The sequence below is a fragment of the Natrinema gelatinilyticum genome, from assembly GCF_024266705.1.
In the GTDB taxonomy this organism is placed as follows: Archaea; Halobacteriota; Halobacteria; order Halobacteriales; family Natrialbaceae; genus Natrinema; species Natrinema gelatinilyticum.
In genome coordinates this window covers 1,351,648-1,366,208 of record NZ_CP100757.1, presented here as the reverse complement: position 1 = coordinate 1,366,208, position 14,561 = coordinate 1,351,648, and the positions used below count along the sequence as shown (strand labels likewise).

16 protein-coding genes and 2 pseudogenes are annotated in these 14,561 nt (G+C 61.4%); 12 read left to right on the top strand and 6 right to left on the bottom strand.

Annotation, left to right across the window (positions count from 1 at the left end; translation table 11 throughout):
• From NJU76_RS24510 to NJU76_RS24500, 3 genes are read left to right on the top strand one after another with little or no spacing between them, the layout of a single operon-like run.
• A complete protein-coding gene (locus NJU76_RS24510; RefSeq protein WP_254533034.1) occupies positions 1 to 561 on the top strand; it encodes a dihydrofolate reductase family protein in 561 nt (186 codons plus the stop codon).
• On the top strand, positions 558 to 977 hold the full coding sequence (locus NJU76_RS24505) for an SRPBCC family protein (RefSeq protein ID WP_254533033.1): 420 nt from the start codon (positions 558 to 560) through the stop codon (positions 975 to 977). The genes NJU76_RS24510 and NJU76_RS24505 overlap by 4 nt, the downstream gene beginning before the upstream one ends.
• A complete protein-coding gene (locus NJU76_RS24500; RefSeq protein ID WP_254533032.1) occupies positions 974 to 1,279 on the top strand; it encodes an SRPBCC domain-containing protein in 306 nt (101 codons plus the stop codon). The genes NJU76_RS24505 and NJU76_RS24500 overlap by 4 nt, the downstream gene beginning before the upstream one ends.
• Here the strand turns inward: NJU76_RS24500 and NJU76_RS24495 are convergent.
• On the bottom strand, positions 1,240 to 1,782 hold the full coding sequence (locus NJU76_RS24495; protein ID WP_256567134.1) for a transposase: 543 nt from the start codon (positions 1,780 to 1,782) through the stop codon (positions 1,240 to 1,242). The two genes, NJU76_RS24500 and NJU76_RS24495, sit on opposite strands and share 40 nt — an antisense overlap.
• Positions 1,783 to 1,835: 53 nt before the next feature.
• Here NJU76_RS24495 and NJU76_RS24490 point away from each other — a divergent pair.
• Positions 1,836 to 2,435, top strand: a pseudogene (locus NJU76_RS24490) (DUF955 domain-containing protein); the annotation flags it as partial.
• Positions 2,436 to 3,214: 779 nt separating this feature from the next.
• On the opposite strand, the pseudogene NJU76_RS24485 reads toward NJU76_RS24490, so the two are convergent.
• Positions 3,215 to 3,409 (bottom strand): annotated as a pseudogene (locus NJU76_RS24485) (hypothetical protein); the annotation flags it as partial.
• Between the two features lie 134 nt (positions 3,410 to 3,543).
• Here NJU76_RS24485 and NJU76_RS24480 point away from each other — a divergent pair.
• Positions 3,544 to 5,184, top strand: a complete 1,641-nt coding sequence (locus NJU76_RS24480; protein ID WP_340681247.1) for a 2-oxo acid dehydrogenase subunit E2 — start codon at positions 3,544 to 3,546, stop codon at positions 5,182 to 5,184.
• A gap of 121 nt (positions 5,185 to 5,305) precedes the next feature.
• Here NJU76_RS24480 and NJU76_RS24475 read toward each other — a convergent pair whose 3' ends face one another.
• Together NJU76_RS24475 and pdhA are read right to left on the bottom strand one after the other, a co-directional pair.
• On the bottom strand, positions 5,306 to 6,298 hold the full coding sequence (locus tag NJU76_RS24475) for an alpha-ketoacid dehydrogenase subunit beta (RefSeq protein WP_254533031.1): 993 nt from the start codon (positions 6,296 to 6,298) through the stop codon (positions 5,306 to 5,308).
• A 4-nt stretch (positions 6,299 to 6,302) separates the two neighbouring features.
• Positions 6,303 to 7,454, bottom strand: a complete 1,152-nt coding sequence (gene pdhA, locus NJU76_RS24470; RefSeq protein WP_254533030.1) for a pyruvate dehydrogenase (acetyl-transferring) E1 component subunit alpha — start codon at positions 7,452 to 7,454, stop codon at positions 6,303 to 6,305.
• Between the two features lie 432 nt (positions 7,455 to 7,886).
• Between pdhA and NJU76_RS24465 the strand changes: the two genes are divergently transcribed.
• Together NJU76_RS24465 and NJU76_RS24460 are read left to right on the top strand one after the other, a co-directional pair.
• Complete coding sequence (locus NJU76_RS24465) at positions 7,887 to 8,717, top strand: IS5 family transposase (protein WP_254532285.1); 831 nt, start codon at positions 7,887 to 7,889, stop codon at positions 8,715 to 8,717.
• A 715-nt stretch (positions 8,718 to 9,432) separates the two neighbouring features.
• The gene (locus tag NJU76_RS24460; protein ID WP_254533029.1) at positions 9,433 to 9,708 is read left to right on the top strand and encodes a hypothetical protein; all 276 of its coding nucleotides are present in this window, start codon (positions 9,433 to 9,435) and stop codon (positions 9,706 to 9,708) included.
• A 137-nt stretch (positions 9,709 to 9,845) separates the two neighbouring features.
• On the opposite strand, the gene NJU76_RS24455 is transcribed toward NJU76_RS24460, so the two are convergent.
• Positions 9,846 to 10,025, bottom strand: coding sequence for a hypothetical protein (locus NJU76_RS24455; protein ID WP_254533028.1), 180 nt, complete (start codon positions 10,023 to 10,025; stop codon positions 9,846 to 9,848).
• 38 nt (positions 10,026 to 10,063) lie between these two features.
• Between NJU76_RS24455 and NJU76_RS24450 the strand changes: the two genes are divergently transcribed.
• From NJU76_RS24450 to NJU76_RS24435, 4 genes are all read left to right on the top strand, one after another.
• Positions 10,064 to 11,071 carry an ABC transporter substrate-binding protein gene (locus NJU76_RS24450; RefSeq protein WP_254533027.1) on the top strand — a complete coding sequence of 336 codons (1,008 nt, stop codon included), beginning with the start codon at positions 10,064 to 10,066 and terminating at the stop codon, positions 11,069 to 11,071.
• Positions 11,072 to 11,144: 73 nt separating this feature from the next.
• The gene (locus tag NJU76_RS24445) at positions 11,145 to 11,930 is read left to right on the top strand and encodes an ABC transporter ATP-binding protein (protein WP_254533025.1); all 786 of its coding nucleotides are present in this window, start codon (positions 11,145 to 11,147) and stop codon (positions 11,928 to 11,930) included.
• Between the two features lie 35 nt (positions 11,931 to 11,965).
• The gene (locus tag NJU76_RS24440; protein ID WP_254533024.1) at positions 11,966 to 12,736 is read left to right on the top strand and encodes an ABC transporter permease; all 771 of its coding nucleotides are present in this window, start codon (positions 11,966 to 11,968) and stop codon (positions 12,734 to 12,736) included.
• Positions 12,727 to 13,506 (top strand): ABC transporter permease, encoded by a 780-nt coding sequence (locus NJU76_RS24435; RefSeq protein ID WP_254533023.1) that lies wholly within the window; start codon positions 12,727 to 12,729, stop codon positions 13,504 to 13,506. Before NJU76_RS24440 ends, NJU76_RS24435 begins: the two co-directional genes overlap by 10 nt.
• Positions 13,507 to 14,005: 499 nt before the next feature.
• Here the strand turns inward: NJU76_RS24435 and NJU76_RS24430 are convergent, their stop codons facing one another.
• A complete protein-coding gene (locus tag NJU76_RS24430) occupies positions 14,006 to 14,338 on the bottom strand; it encodes a hypothetical protein (RefSeq protein WP_254533954.1) in 333 nt (110 codons plus the stop codon).
• Here NJU76_RS24430 and NJU76_RS24425 point away from each other — a divergent pair.
• Positions 14,267 to 14,536: a Rieske (2Fe-2S) protein gene (locus NJU76_RS24425; RefSeq protein WP_254533940.1), complete on the top strand. Its 270-nt coding sequence runs from the start codon at positions 14,267 to 14,269 to the stop codon at positions 14,534 to 14,536. The two genes, NJU76_RS24430 and NJU76_RS24425, sit on opposite strands and share 72 nt — an antisense overlap.
• Positions 14,537 to 14,561 lie beyond the last annotated feature (25 nt).

Genomic DNA, 14,561 nt, shown 5'->3' with positions numbered 1-14,561 from the left:
ATGCGGAAGATCGTCGCAACCGAATCCGTGTCGCTAGACGGCGTGATGGAATCTCCGGAGGAGTGGGCTCCAGCCTACTCGACCCAGGACCTGGACGAGGCGAACGCGGCGGGGATGGCGTCGTCGGACGCGTTACTGCTGGGACGAGTCACCTACGAGGACCTCGCTGCCTTCTGGCCCACCCAACCCGACGACAATCCGATCGCGAAGTTCATCAACAACGTGCCCAAGTACGTCGTCTCGACGTCACTCGGGGACGTCGAATGGACCAACTCGACGCTCATCGCCGGGAACGTCGAAGAAGAGATAGCCGAGCTGAAGCAACAGGAAGGTGAAGGAATCGGCATCGTCGGCAGCCGCACGCTCGTCCGGTCGCTGCTGGACTACGGCCTCCTCGACGAACTCGTGCTCAACGTCCACCCCCTGGTACTCGGGGACGGGAAACGTCTCTTCGAAGGAGGCGGCGAACGGACCGCTCTGAACCTGGTCGATTCGAAGACGTTCGATTCGGACGTCGTCTCGCTCACCTACGAGCCGGCCGAGGAGGAGGACGACGAATGAGCAACGACAACCAGCTGACCGTCCGACGGACCTTCAACGCGCCTCGTGAGCGCGTGTGGCGGGCGTTCACGGATCCCGACGAACTTGCGCAGTGGTTCGTTCCCGAGGGCATGGAGGCGGAGGTCCACGCGCTCGACCCCGTGCCCGGCGGCGAGATGTCGGTGAGCTGGGCGTCAGAAGAGCACCAGATGGACAACGAGGGCACGTTCGAGGAAGTCGTCGAGAACGAGCGCATCGTCACCGTTGAGGAAACCCCGCAGGGCGTGAATCGCGTCACCTACGAGTTCCACGATGTCGATGAGGGAACTGAGGTCGTCCTCACCCACGAACTCCCCGACGCCCAGATGGTCGATGGGGCCTCGGAGGGCTGGGCTGGCATCCTCAATAACTTAAAGGAGGTGCTCGCCGAGCCATGACCGACACTGAGACGCCCGAGGGACGGAGCATCACCGTGAGCCGCATCATCGAGGCGCCGCCCGAGCGGGTCTACGAGGCCTTCCTCGACCCGGACCAGGTCACCCAGTGGCTCCCGCCGACCGGCTTCTCCGCCGAGGTCCACGAATTTGACGCCACCGAGGGCGGAACCTTCCGCATATCGTTTAACACCGATGTTGAGGAGCTGGAATCGTACGCCAGCACGTTCCACGGAACATACCAAGAATTGGACCGTTCCTATTTTCAGCAGCAAACAGCAGCATCTCGTAGAAAGCGAGAATAACTGTGTGTCGCTGGGCTTGACACAGAACTTTTGCTGCTACCCACATTTTTCGTTCCTGTCGGAGTGACAGCGGGTGCTATAAACGCTGACCTGCCACCAGCAGTCACCCTCGACTGTCCAACATACGCGACAAGCGTAGTGCCGAACGTGGGACGCGAGCCAGCGGAACGGCCAGCTAGCTCGATTTCACAATCTCCCGTATAGGAAGAAGTGAAATTCGAGTCCAGCGTAGCCGAATTGCTGAAGAACACTCGCGCCACGTTCACCGCACCAACGTAGTCACGGTCAGCCTGATACGCACACCGCGAGTTATCACACCGGAGTTGCCCACCATGCCACGCCTCGTGGTAATGGTCAGGCGACTTCGTTGTATGGCCAGTGGAACCGCACCGAGGACACGACCGACTCGTGTTCCCTGCATACACTCGTTCGACATGGACGCCTGCGATATCGGCACGGTACTCGATGTTCTCGATAATCGCTCTCCGTGCCCACGACGACAACTCCCACGACAACTGCCTCTCACCACGTAGCGGCGAGAGCGAGCACAGGTCTGAATTCGCCCAGCTACCACGAGAAAATCGGCTGTGAGTACAACGAAACGCTGCCGGAGGAGTGGTCGAAAGGCCTCGTCGGGTTCAAACCGACCGCCGTCTTCGACATCTCCCAGACCGAGGGCGAACCGCTTCCCGAACTAGAAACAGAGGCAACAGGCGACGCTGAGGACCTCGCACCCGCACTCACAGCGGCAGCGGATGCGCTCGGCGTGACGGTTCGCATCGTCGACGCTGCCGATTGGGAGCATGGCGACGCGAAGGGCGTCTGCACGCAGCGGAGTGTCCACGATCTTACGCCGGTCGTCGAAGCGAAAGCCCGGCCGAACCAGGCCGACCTTGTGGTTACGCTGCTGCACGAGTACGCCCATGCCCTGCTCCATTTCGAGGTCGACGACGAGGCCGAACGGTTGAAACGCGAGGTCGAAGCGGAAGCCGTCGCATACATCGTTGGTCGGTTCTTCGGTCTGGATACGAGCGGGTCAGCGTTCTATCTTGCCGCGTGGGAGAACGACGATCCCGAGGCGATCCAGGAACGACTCTGGCGAATCAGTTCGACCGCCCAGGAGATCACCGATATTGTCGATAAGGAGACAATGTAATTCTATGTCTACTTATACGTCGATGTCTGTAGCCCGCACGAACGCGCTCCTCCCCTTCCTCCTCACTCGCTTCGCTCGTTCCTTAAGAAAGGGGACTCCGCGCTACCGCTTCAGTTGAATAAGACTGATTCACCCCTTCTAGTGGCCCAATCTGAGCGTGTCATAGAATTGGTCACGGGACAATTGGACTCCGTAGTGAACCGTTAGTACAGGTGAAGGACTTACTAGTGAGATATCTTAGTAAAGAGTAACGATACAGCGTCACTCGTGTTACTTCAATAATAATAAGTGGCAGTGGTCTAGAATCTAGAATATGCGTCGTATCTATCTAGCCGTAACTGGAGCGAGCTTCCTTTGGGCCATAGCGGTAGTATTACTCATGCTTGGCCGATATACTCCCCTTCCTACGTTTGACCTTGTACGCTCAATTGTCTCTCTTGGTGGATTATCTGGACTATTATAGGACTAGGAATACTCGTACGAAACGGGTATCAGCGACTCTCAAAGTGAGCTACTCGTGTTCGTTCCTCTCGTTCTGTGCGCGCTCATCAGCCGGACGGTCGTTTGAAGCGTCTGGCGATACCGCTGGCGCGGGAAACTCGACTTAACGGACATTGAGTAGCGACCCAGCCAAGGACAACCCACTAGTCGAAGAGTTGGGTGATCCAGTCTGTCGCCCCTAATGAACAAATTCCCTATCATGTTATTGTGGTTGCGTTGTTGATACAACCATGTTCTGAGAAAAGCCTACATCGTGAATGAGGTACAGAAGATATCTAGTTGACACTGAACATCTCTAAGATAGAGATAGTATATGAGAGTGATGATTCTGCCAAATAAAGCGGGATACTCAACTTCCTTAATTCGCGCAGTGTCGCCTCACGCTCCACAAACTCTAATTGAATGCCGCGGATAGATTCAATGAGGCGGTCAATTCCTGGCCCACTAGCAAATCGCGCCGTCTCACTCTTCATCCGAATCTGAACAGCGCCTGACGGACGGCCGTTCGGGAAGGTAATACAGTCGACCGTGGCCGGCACGTCGAGCAGCCGATTCGGCGGCGAACGCGAGGCGCTCGACGGATCGAAGACTAAATGCTCTCGTACGTATGAGTTACAGTCACATGGTCAGAACGGAGTTTGCGCTTCCCGACGTAGGCGAGGGTGTCGCTGAAGGTGAACTCGTCACCTGGTTCATCGAACTGGGCGAGTACGTCGAGGAGGAGCAACCGATCGCCGAAGTCGAGACGGACAAAGCGCTCGTCGAGATCCCATCCCCGTACGATGGTGTCGTCGAGGAACTGTGTGCCGAGGAGGGGGAGACGATCCTTGTGGACGAGGTGCTCGTCGTCTTCGACGTCGATGTGAATAACAACGACGACGCCTCGAGCGAAGGCGGCTCGACCAAGGTGGGGCCCGACGAGGCCGGCGACAGCACCGCGTCGGGGGGCGAATCCACCGTCGAGGCGTCCGAGGCGGATTCGGACGACGCGGACGCCCCGTCAATTCCAGCCGGCCGCGTGCTCGCGCCTCCAAGCGTCCGGCGCCTCGCTCGCGAGCGTGGCGTCGACCTCGCTGCCCTCCAAGGGAGGAATCCCAACGGTCGCCTTTCCAAGCGGGACGTCCGCGAAGCGGCAGGGGAATCCGTCGCTGGCGCCGACCAGGCGGCCTCCGAATCGGTCGTCGCGACGGACGACGACGAACCAGCTCGAGCTGACGCCGAAGCCACCGCGGAGAGTTCCCCTGGGGTCGATCGAGACGACCCCTGGGCTCTGACCAGTAGCGGTGGCGCAGCATTGCTCGAGGGTATTGAGCCGGCCAGCCGCGAGCGAACGCTGGCGATGCCGGCGACGCGCCAGCTCGCCCGCGAGGAAGGCGTCGACATCGACGACATACCGGCGAGCGAGCAACGGGTCGGCGAGGCGTACGTAACGCCGGCGGACATTCACGCGTACGTCCGAGGCGACCGCACTGGAGCTGCGGGAACAGAACCGGCGGCGGGCGGCATGCCCGAACCCGCGGCCGGCCGATCTGACGCGTCCGACGGGCCAGCCCCGGGCGACCAGATCCCCTACGCGGGCGTCAGGCGGACGATCGGCGAGCGGATGGCGGCGTCGAAGTATACCGCGCCGCACGTGAGCCACCACGACGAGGTCGAGGTGTCGGCGCTTGTCGACACGCGTGCCCGCCTCAAGGAGACTGCCAAGGAGCGGGGAGTTAAGCTCACGTACCTGCCATTCGCGGTCAAGGCCGTCGTTGCGGCGCTGAAGGAGGTGCCGACGATCAACGCCAAACTCGACGAGGAGCGCGAGGAGATCCTCCTCCACGATGAGTACCATGTCGGGACCGCCGTCGCGACCGACGCCGGCCTTATGGTTCCGGTGATCGAGGACGCCGACCGGAAGGGGCTCCTCAAGATCGCCCGGGAGATAGAGAACAAGGCTCGACGCTCCCGGGAGCGGACGATCGGGGTGGAGGAACTGCGCGGGGGTACCTTTACGATCACCAATATCGGCGCCACCGGCGGCGACCACGCGACGCCGATCATCAACCATCCCGAGTCGGGGATCCTAGCGCTCGGCGCACTGAAGGAACGGCCCTGGGCCGAAAACGGTGAGATCGTGGTCCGGCCGACGCTTCCCATCTCGATGTCCGTCGATCACCGCGTGGTCGACGGAGCGGAGGCCGCACGATTCACGAACGAGGTCAAACGGTACTTGACGGAACCCGACCTGCTGCTCCTAGAATAGCGGTCGTCGGAGACGTTCCGACCATGACTGACGCACTGGTCGACGCCACCGCAATCCGTGCTACTTGTTAGTTATTCACACCTTGCGCGCCGGGTACAGATGCGTGAGAATCGGACGATCCTCAGTACATGACCGTTTCGACGATTGCCTCTTCGATCCGCGGAGGCTGCGGGAGGTAGTAGTCTTCCATCGACAGCAGCGGGACGGGGACGTCGAAGCCGGTCACGCGCTCGACGGGCGCCTCGAGGTACATCAGCGCCTCGTCGTTGATGGTGGCGATAATCTCGCCGGCGAAGCCGCCGGTCTTGGCCGCCTCGTGGACGACGACGCAGCGGCCGGTCTTCTTCACCGACTCGACGACCGTTTCGCGGTCGAGCGGCGCGATGGTCCGCAGGTCGATCACCTCGGCGTCGATCCTCCGCTCCTCGAGGTTGTCGATCGCCTTGAGGGTCATGTGCATCATCGATCCCCAGGAGACGACGGTGACATCTTCGCCCTCACGCCTGACGGCGGCCTCGCCGAGCGGTTCGGTGTAGGTCCCTTCGGGAATCTCCTCGCGCAGCGACCGATAGACGCGTTTGGGCTCCATGAACAGGACCGGATCGGGGTCGCGGATGGCACTGATGAGCATCCCCTTGGCGTCGTGGGGCGTCGAGGGGATCGCCACCTTGAGGCCCGGGATGTGTCCGTAGACCGCCTCGAGACTCTCTGAGTGGTGTTCCAGTGCCCGCACACCCGCACCGTAGGGGGTACGGACGACCATCGGCGCAGCGAGTTCCCCGCGGGTTCGCCACCGGATGCGGCTGGCGTTCGTGACCAACTGGTCGAACGCCGGCGGCAAGAAGCCGGAGAACTGGATCTCCGCGATCGGCCTGAACCCGTGGGTTGCCAGCCCCACGGCGCTCCCGATGATCGCGATCTCCGACAGGGGCGTATCGAGCACCCGATCGGAGCCGTACTCCTCGAGGAGCCCGTCGGTCGCCCGGAATACGCCGCCAGACTCGGCGACATCCTGCCCGAACACGAGTGTCCGGTCGTCGTTGTGCATCTCCTCGTACAGCGCGTCGTTGATCGCCTCGATGATTGTCGCGTTCGTGGTCGTAGTCGTAGACATCCGATCACCCCTTCGGCCGCTGTTCGATGTACTCGTACATGTCTGGGCGCCCCTCTAACAGTTCGCGCAATTCCTCGAGTTGCTGCTCCAGTTCGGGGGGCAGTTCTTCGTAGAGGTACGCGAAAATCTCCTCGACGTTGCGTTCCTCGAAGGCGTCGGCGGCCTCGATCGCCTCGTCGAACTCGGCCTCGACCTCCTCGCGGACTACGTCCTCGTCGATCTTGTCCCACCGACCGGTCTCCTTGAGGAACGCTCGGTATCGCTCGAGCGGGTCCCGGTCCGCCCACTCCTCGACCTCGTCGGACGAACGATACCGCGTCGGATCGTCGCTCGTCGTGTGGGCGGCCCGCCGGTAGGTGAGGGCCTCGACCAGGACGGGGGTACCCTTGAGCGCGCGCTCTCGCGCCGTCGTGACGGCGTTGTACACCGCGAGGACGTCGTTGCCGTCGATGCGGATGCCATCGACGCCGTACCCCAGGGCTTTCTGGACCACCGTGTCGGCGTTCGTCTGCTTCTCGAACGGCAGCGAGATCGCGTACTGGTTGTTCTGACAGAAGAACACGGCAGGGGCCCCGAGCACGCCGGCCAGATTGATCCCCTCATGGAACGCGCCGGTTGAGGTCGCCCCGTCCCCGAAGTTGGCGAACGCGATGCGCTCCTCGCCCGCGAGTTTCATCCCCCAGGCTTTACCGGTCGCGAGCGGCACCTGCGATCCGATCGAGATCGCCATGCCGAAGACGTTCGCCCCCTCCATCCGCGACGCATCCTCGATGCCCCGCCAGTACATGAGGAGGTCGCGCATCGAGAGGCCGTGCAGCAACAGCGCGCCCGCTTCGCGACCGTACGGGAAGATCCAGTCGTCCCGCGAGAGCGCGTAGCCGCTCCCGATGATGCTGGCCTCCTGTCCGTGGCCCGGAGCGATCGTTCCGAGCCGCCCCCGCCGCTGGAGTTTCGTCGCTCGCTCGTCGTAGACGCGCTGGAGGAGCATCCACCGGTAGAGGTCACGGAACGCATCGTCCTCAAGGTCCGGCACGCGGGCGGGGTCGAACGTCCCGTCGGGACGCACCACACGGTACGTTTCGATCTCCAGATCCCCCTGCGTGAGTGGGTCAACGCCCACGTTGACGGGAGTAACTGATTGTGGGCTCTCATCCATTGTATGCCTCAACATGTCGTGATCAGCTGTATAAATCTTTGCTCGGGCCGTCACGGTGGTGCAGTATCCATTGGTGAAACGCGCATCCTTCCGTTTCTGATCGCTTCAGGACGCTATACTGCTACCTTTGGGAGACTGTGGTGAAGAGGCGGGCCAATCGGTGACGCCGACCGGCCCATCACATTCTCGTAGGTGAAGTCGCCGTACCCGTGGGCGAAACTCTCCTGAGGACACCCGTTGCGGAACACATACATCGAATCGTGGAGCGTCAGCAGAGCCGTACGCGCGAGCGCCCCCTAACACCGTACGTACGGAATTCGAAGGCCGTACTTCAACCGCCAGTTACAGTTACCGCGGCTGTGTTGAATCACTAGACGGCGGCGGAACAAGTCAGTAAATCAAAGGAGTTGAAGCGGGAGGCTGCGAGTGTTCATGACGCAAATCTCCCGCTTCATTGGGGAAGTTGTGCCGATTGCTCAAAACGTTACTGGCGATGGAGACGAATCCGCCGCCCCGGAAGGTGGCGGCGGATTCGCCGACTATGCCCTCGTTTCACTCCACTGTCTGCGGATTTACCTCGATACGTCCTACCGGATGACGATTGACCTGCTCAAGGAGATGCCACAAATAACCGGAGAGATCGGCCTCAGCGCGGCCGATCTCCCCTGTCCATCCACGTTGTGTAAAGCGTTCGATCGGATCAGTATGAGCGTCTGTCGAGTGCTACTGCGCCAGTCGGCGCAGCTGCACGATCCCTCGAAACACGGCGCTATTGACGCCACATTCTACGAGCGATCAGCCGCGAGCCGTCATTACTGTCAGCGAATAAGCTACCGCGTCCAGAAGCTCAAAGTGACGAAACTCGTCGATACGGAGTCTCAAGCCGTCCTCGACGTACACTGCTCGACAAACCGGGAAGGAAGTGACGCAGACCTCGCCGAGCAGATCGCCCGCCGAAACGCGGGCGATCTGCGGTCTCTGGCCGCCGATAAGGGCTACGACAAGCAATCGCTCCGCGAAGCACTCCGTGAACTCGGCATCAGACCGCTGATCAAGCATCGTATCTTCGCTCCGTACGACCACGCGCACAACGCCAGAATCGACGAACAACGCTACAATCAGCGCTCTATGACGGAAACCGTGAACTCGGCTGTCAAGCGCTCGCTCGGCTTCGCCGTGCGAGCGCGTTCTTGGTTCCGTGAGTTCCGCGAAATCGCCCTGATGTGTGTCGTCTACAACATCAAGCGTGCCGTGAAACAGTGAATTCCGATTCCGTATGGCGATTCAACACGGCCGTTACCGCCCTCGATTGCGTTCGTACTGACCGGGCCACTAAGCGACTTCGTCTCTTCGTCCCACAGCGGCGGATACTCCTCGCGGAGTACCGCAGTTTGGTATGCGAACAGCTCCTCATATATCGCTTGCAGATAGTTCTGTAACTCTTCGATCCTCCCGGCATCTCTGAGGGCTGCGACATGCTCATCCGACCAGACGACCTGTCGCAACTCGTGGATGAGACACGATTCATGGTGTGCGAGTGCGCCGTTGTAGGGAGAGTTACCATCGGCGATCCAGTAGTCAACGTCGTCAAGTGAAGCGGCGAGTGTGGCTGCAAGCAGCCACTCGAAGTCGGTGTTGCGACGCTGGAGGCTGGCGAAACAGTCGAGTGGAGGATAGCTACTGGCGACGCAGAAGCCGTCCGAAACGGCTTCTGCGGCTCTCCACGGGCTCGTCGCCGGGCGTTGTCCTCGCGCAATGCCTTTTCCGCCCCCTTCTTGGCTGGGTAGGTCTCGTCGCCGACACCGACGAGACCAGCCACGTGTTCAGTGTCCAGTTCGTCAGCGTACTTCTCTCGGAACTCTTCGGCGGTCCTCGTTCCGAACAGAAGAGAAAAGAAGTTCAGTAAGAGCGGTTCGTCGGCGACCGTCACGCCGTAGCGCTGGATCGTATCCCGATCGACCTGAAGTCCGTAGTGGGTGTGGAGAATCCGTTCGACGCGGTTGAACAGATTCTCCGCGGCATGGTAGAGACAGAGGTCGACAATCGGTCTGCCGTAGAGGCAGTCCTGGTAGAACAGCTCGGACAGGACTGCGTCGACCGGTTTCTCACATTGCTTGTACCGGTACCGCTGGACGGCGACTGTCACATCCTCAAAGCCGTCCTCAGTGATGAGGACATCAAAGCGCCAGTAACGTGTATCGTGCTTGTAGTAGTCAATCTCCCTGCGGTGGGGACAGGGACGCGGCTTGGCTAGCTGCGCCCCTTCGTAACTCCGTAGGCCGTCGTGAATCACGTGGATCAACGGGAGTAGCACGAGCGCGTTGAGTTCCTTTACTGCCGGCTGTTTCATGCTCTCCTGAAGAGTCCACCGAATATCGCCTTTTCACCATCTCACCAGACAGCACCGGTCGTCACCGTCGTGACCGTCGCGGCGACGACGACGCCCGTGCCGCGAAAACGCCGCGTCGACGTCCACAGCGATCGGTAATTCGTCTCTCGGGACTCGTCGAATCCCTGCGTCCGTCTAACGCGGTACCGGAATCGCTGGCGGTTCGCGCGCAACACACTCATCACAACCTTTTTATTAGCATGTGCGAATATAGAGCACCATGCTAACACGGAACAGGAGGTCATTCCTTAAAGCGAGTGCTGGTGCTGCCACCGTCGGTCTCACAGGCTTGGCCGGGTGTACGGGTGGGAGCGATCCGAACTCGCTCGGATTCAACTTCACCGTCCCGATCGAGAACCTTGGATCGCTGCTCGACATCCCCGATATCCAGGACGAACTCCCCAATGTCGGCGACGAATATGACCTTGAGGTCTCGCAGAACTCGAGCACGCCTGACTCGCTGAACGCCCTGGCGTCCGGCGAATCAGACATGTGCCTCGTGACGACCGTCAGCTATGCGTCAGCGGTGACCCAGGAGGCAGTTCCCGGGAACGTCACGATGATCGCCACGGATTTCTGGGACGCCCACCCGGGCCACTTCGGGTTCACAATCTACTCCCACACGGATTCCGACATCACGGAGCCCAAGGACCTTGAGGGGGCGACCCTCGGCGTCAACGCGACGGGGACCGGGATCCACGCGGTGTACGTGCGTCAACTCCTCGAACTCGGGCTCGACCCCGACGAGGACGTCGAGTTCCAGGAGCAGTCTTTCCCGACGTTCACGGAGGCGCTCAACGACGGCATCTTCGACGTCGCCATCTACCCAGCCCTGTTCGCCGGCCAGGCGAGGGCCGAGGGATTCAACGAGGTGTTCAGGAGTCAGGACGTCTGGGACGAGGAGTACCCGTTCGCCTACATCGTCGCGGCGAACAACTCACTCGAGGAGAAGGAAGAGGCGATCCGATCCTGGATGGAAGACTACGTCGGGGTCATCGATTACATGTTCGAGAACCGCGACGAGGTTGTCTCGCTGGCCAGCGAGCACTTCGACATCCCGGAGCAGGCGGTGGACGGGTTCTTCCTGACGGAGAACGACTACTACCGGGACAATATCGAGATAGACATGGACAAGCTCCAGTTCACGATGGACGAGATGGACGAAATGGGCTTCATCGACGACAAGTTCGACGTCGAAGAGTACGCGACCAACGACTACATCCCGTAATGCACGCCGATGGCCGCGCCCAGCGAATTCGATGAGAGACGACCGACGAACGCGACGCCGACACACGAACACGATGGTTGAAGGACACGTTACGATTTCGGAACTCAAGAAGGTGTACGAGTCGGGAGACGAACGAACGAAAGCGATCGACGACCTCTCGCTCGAGGTCCCGAGCGGGGAGTTTCTCAGCGTGGTTGGCCCGAGCGGCTGTGGGAAGAGCACGCTGCTTTACCTGGTTGCGGGCTTCCTCGAGGCGACCTCAGGAACGATTGCGGTCGACGGCGAACCGATCAACGGTCCGGGGACTGACCGCGGCGTTGTGTTCCAAAACTACGCGCTCTTCCCGTGGCGGACGGTCATGGGCAACGTCACCTACGGGCTCGAGGAGAAGGGCGTCGACAGGGAGGAGCGCCGGACGACCGCCCAGCGGTTCATCGAAATGATGGACCTCGACGGGTTCGAGGACAAGTACCCGAAGGAGCTCTCCGGAGGTATGAAACAGCGCGTCGCCATCGCGCGGACGCTCGCCTACGACCCGAAGATCCTCCTGATGGACGAACCGTTCGGGGCGCTTGACCAGCCGCTGCGCGAGGCGCTCCAGGACCACCTGCTCGGCATCTGGAGCGGCCTCGAGAAGACGGTAATCTTCATCACCCACGACGTGGAGGAGGCGGTCTACCTCTCCGAGCGCGTCATGATCATGACCCGCCACCCTGGGACGAAGAAGACTGCCGTCGAGATCGACATCGATCGGTCGCGCAGCAGGGAGGAGATCATCATGTCTGAGGAGTACACGCAGACGAAGAACCAGGTGTGGCAATCGCTTCGGGAGGAAACGAAACCCGAGGCGCAACTCTGAGAACGATGTCGCACGCCGACTTTAGACTCGACGCGTTGGACGACAACGCGCCGGAACCGGTTCGGCGAGTCGCCTGGTTCGTCTTCGAGTGGATCCCGATCGCGATCGTCGCAGGACTGTGGGAACTCGCGAGCGGCCTCGTCGTCTCGAGTTACATCCTGCCCCCGCCGTCGGATGTCCTAGTGGTGGCATGGGAGTTGCTCGCCTCCGGCGAGATCGTCTCGCATCTGCAGGTGTCGCTCTACCGGATCGCCGTCGGCCTCGGGCTGAGCATCGCCGTTGGGGTGCTGCTCGGCGTGGGCATGGCCCGGTCGAAGCCGGTGGAGTACGTCTTCGAGGTGTTTCTTGCGCTGATCTACCCTGTCCCGAAGGCTGCGCTCGTTCCGCTGGCAATCCTCTGGCTGGGCGTCGGGACGTCGACGGCGGTGCTGATCGTCTTCCTCGCCTGTCTGCTCCCGATCGTCTTGAACAGCTACAACGCGGCTGGCAACGTCGACCGGAACCTAATCTGGTCGGCCCAGATGATGGGGATGCCGTCGTGGAAGATTCCGCTCAAAGTCGTTATTCCGGCGACGTTTCCGAGCATCCTGACCGGGATCAGGCAGGCCATCCCGATTGCCTTCATCGCGTTGGTGAGCGCGGAACTCATCGCGTCGAACGAGGGCATCGGCTTCGAGATCCTGCGGTATGGGCAGATTGGGAACTACACGTCGATGTTCGCCATCCTCGTCCTCATCTCCGCCGCGGCCTTCTTCGTCGTCCGCGGGTACGAGCGGCTAGAACGGAGGGTAATCAAATGGACGTAGCAGACGAGCGCCGGATCGGTTCGGAGGCTATCCTGGAGTTCGCGAAATCGACCGCGTCGCTGGTGGTCGTGCTCCTCCTGTGGGAGTTCGCCAGCCAGAACGGCTTCGTGCACTACTACTTCCTCCCGCCGCTAACGGATGTGCTCGAGACGTTCTACGAGCTGACGGTCTCGGGCCGGCTGCTCGAGGCGACGTTCCTGACGGTTCGGCGCGCGCTTGCCGGACTGGTAATCGCGTGCGTCCTTGGGGTCGTCGTCGGCATGCTGAGCGCGCGCAACCGGATCGCGGCATGGTTCTGGGATCCGATCATCGAGGTCGGCTACCCGGTTCCGGTGATCGCTCTCGTGCCGGTGTTCATCTTCTGGTTCGGGACGGGCGACCTCTCGAAGATCCTCCTCATCGCGGTCGGCTGCTTCTGGCCAGTGGCGATCAACGCCCGCAACGCGACACGGGACGTCGACGAGAACCTCGTTTGGTCGGCCCGGATGATGGGCACCTCAGATCGGAGACTGCTCCGAAAGGTGGTCGTCCCGGCAGCCGCGCCTGGGATCATCTCGGGGATCCAGATCGCCCTCCCAATCTCGCTGATCATCACGTTCGTCTTCGAGATGGTCGCCGGCGGCGGCGGGCTGGGCCACCTCGAGATCCTGGGGGTCCGATCGTTCCGCTCGGAACAGGTGTACGCGACACTTATCGCGATCATGATCGTCGGGTTCGCCCTCGACCGCGGACTGCGACTGCTGCGCGCTCGGGTCCTCCGATGGACCTAAGCTGCCGTCGGCCGTTCGCGAGCGACGGACGATCGTGTTCGTTTAACTGACTCGACGATCCACATCCTCATGTGAATTGTGACCCAGGCACGTAGTACTCATCGGCGGCGCAAGCACCATCGGTGGGACCGTCGCCTACACGCTGGTCTTGAGGGACCCGACGATCGACGTCACCAACGCCGCCTACCACTCGACAGACGCGCCGGTCGGCCCTGAGAGGCCGCGTCGTTCGGCACCGCCTGCGAGGTCGATGTCGACGATCTGGGCGACCTCAACCTGGCGTCCTCGTCTACACCGCTGCAGCGCCCCGACCTGACGACGCCACGGACCGCGACGTGCGTGAAGCAGAACTCGAGGCGAACCGGTCGATCGTTGACGATGTCGCAGAGCGCATGTGACCGTTTGACCCGGTTCTCACGATCGTGGTGACGAACCCGATCGATCAGATCACACACCACCTGTGAGAGCAGCTGGACTGGCCGCGCGACCAGTTCCTCGGCTACTCACTGTCCGAGACAGCGCGGACGGCGTACGCGATCGGATGTTGTGCAAGATCCACCCGTGTAACGTCTCCTGTCCGGTCGCGGGCGAACACGGCAAGGGGGTTGTACCGGTGTTCTCGCGGCTTCGGATCGACGGCGAGACGGCGACGCTGACCGAGGAAGAACGCGCCGGAGATGTTCGGCCTATGAGCCGGAGCGGCTTCGTCAGGGTCAAACGCGCCGACGAGTTCGACGACGGCGACCACGAACTCGTCGACGTGAGCGGCGTCAAGGTTGGCATCGTCAGGGCCGACGGGAAGTTCTATGCGTTCCGCAACCGGTGCCCGCACGACGGCGGCCGGTCTGTACGGGCCCCGTCTTGCGGAAACTCGGGGGCGAGTACGTCGGCTCCAGTGAGCGCGTTGAGCACGGGTTCTCCGACAAGAAGATCATCTCCTGCTCCTGTCACAGCTGGCGTTCGACCTCGAGATGGGAACGAACGTCGCCGACGAGCGGATCGTCCTGCCGTCGTACGAGGTGATCGTTGAAGATGGTATTGTCTACGTCAACGAC

What these genes read in the sequence shown, in the direction of transcription:
- NJU76_RS24510 (WP_254533034.1), top strand. Translation starts at nt 1, where the DNA reads ATGCGGAAGATCGTCGCAACCGAATCCGTGTCGCTAGACGGCGTGATG.
- NJU76_RS24505 (WP_254533033.1), top strand. Translation starts at nt 558, where the DNA reads ATGAGCAACGACAACCAGCTGACCGTCCGACGGACCTTCAACGCGCCT.
- NJU76_RS24500 (WP_254533032.1), top strand. Translation starts at nt 974, where the DNA reads ATGACCGACACTGAGACGCCCGAGGGACGGAGCATCACCGTGAGCCGC.
- NJU76_RS24480 (WP_340681247.1), top strand. Translation starts at nt 3,544, where the DNA reads ATGAGTTACAGTCACATGGTCAGAACGGAGTTTGCGCTTCCCGACGTA.
- NJU76_RS24475 (WP_254533031.1), bottom strand. Translation starts at nt 6,298, where the DNA reads ATGTCTACGACTACGACCACGAACGCGACAATCATCGAGGCGATCAAC.
- pdhA (WP_254533030.1), bottom strand. Translation starts at nt 7,454, where the DNA reads ATGGATGAGAGCCCACAATCAGTTACTCCCGTCAACGTGGGCGTTGAC.
- NJU76_RS24465 (WP_254532285.1), top strand. Translation starts at nt 7,887, where the DNA reads ATGACGCAAATCTCCCGCTTCATTGGGGAAGTTGTGCCGATTGCTCAA.
- NJU76_RS24455 (WP_254533028.1), bottom strand. Translation starts at nt 10,025, where the DNA reads ATGAGTGTGTTGCGCGCGAACCGCCAGCGATTCCGGTACCGCGTTAGA.
- NJU76_RS24450 (WP_254533027.1), top strand. Translation starts at nt 10,064, where the DNA reads ATGCTAACACGGAACAGGAGGTCATTCCTTAAAGCGAGTGCTGGTGCT.
- NJU76_RS24445 (WP_254533025.1), top strand. Translation starts at nt 11,145, where the DNA reads ATGGTTGAAGGACACGTTACGATTTCGGAACTCAAGAAGGTGTACGAG.
- NJU76_RS24435 (WP_254533023.1), top strand. Translation starts at nt 12,727, where the DNA reads ATGGACGTAGCAGACGAGCGCCGGATCGGTTCGGAGGCTATCCTGGAG.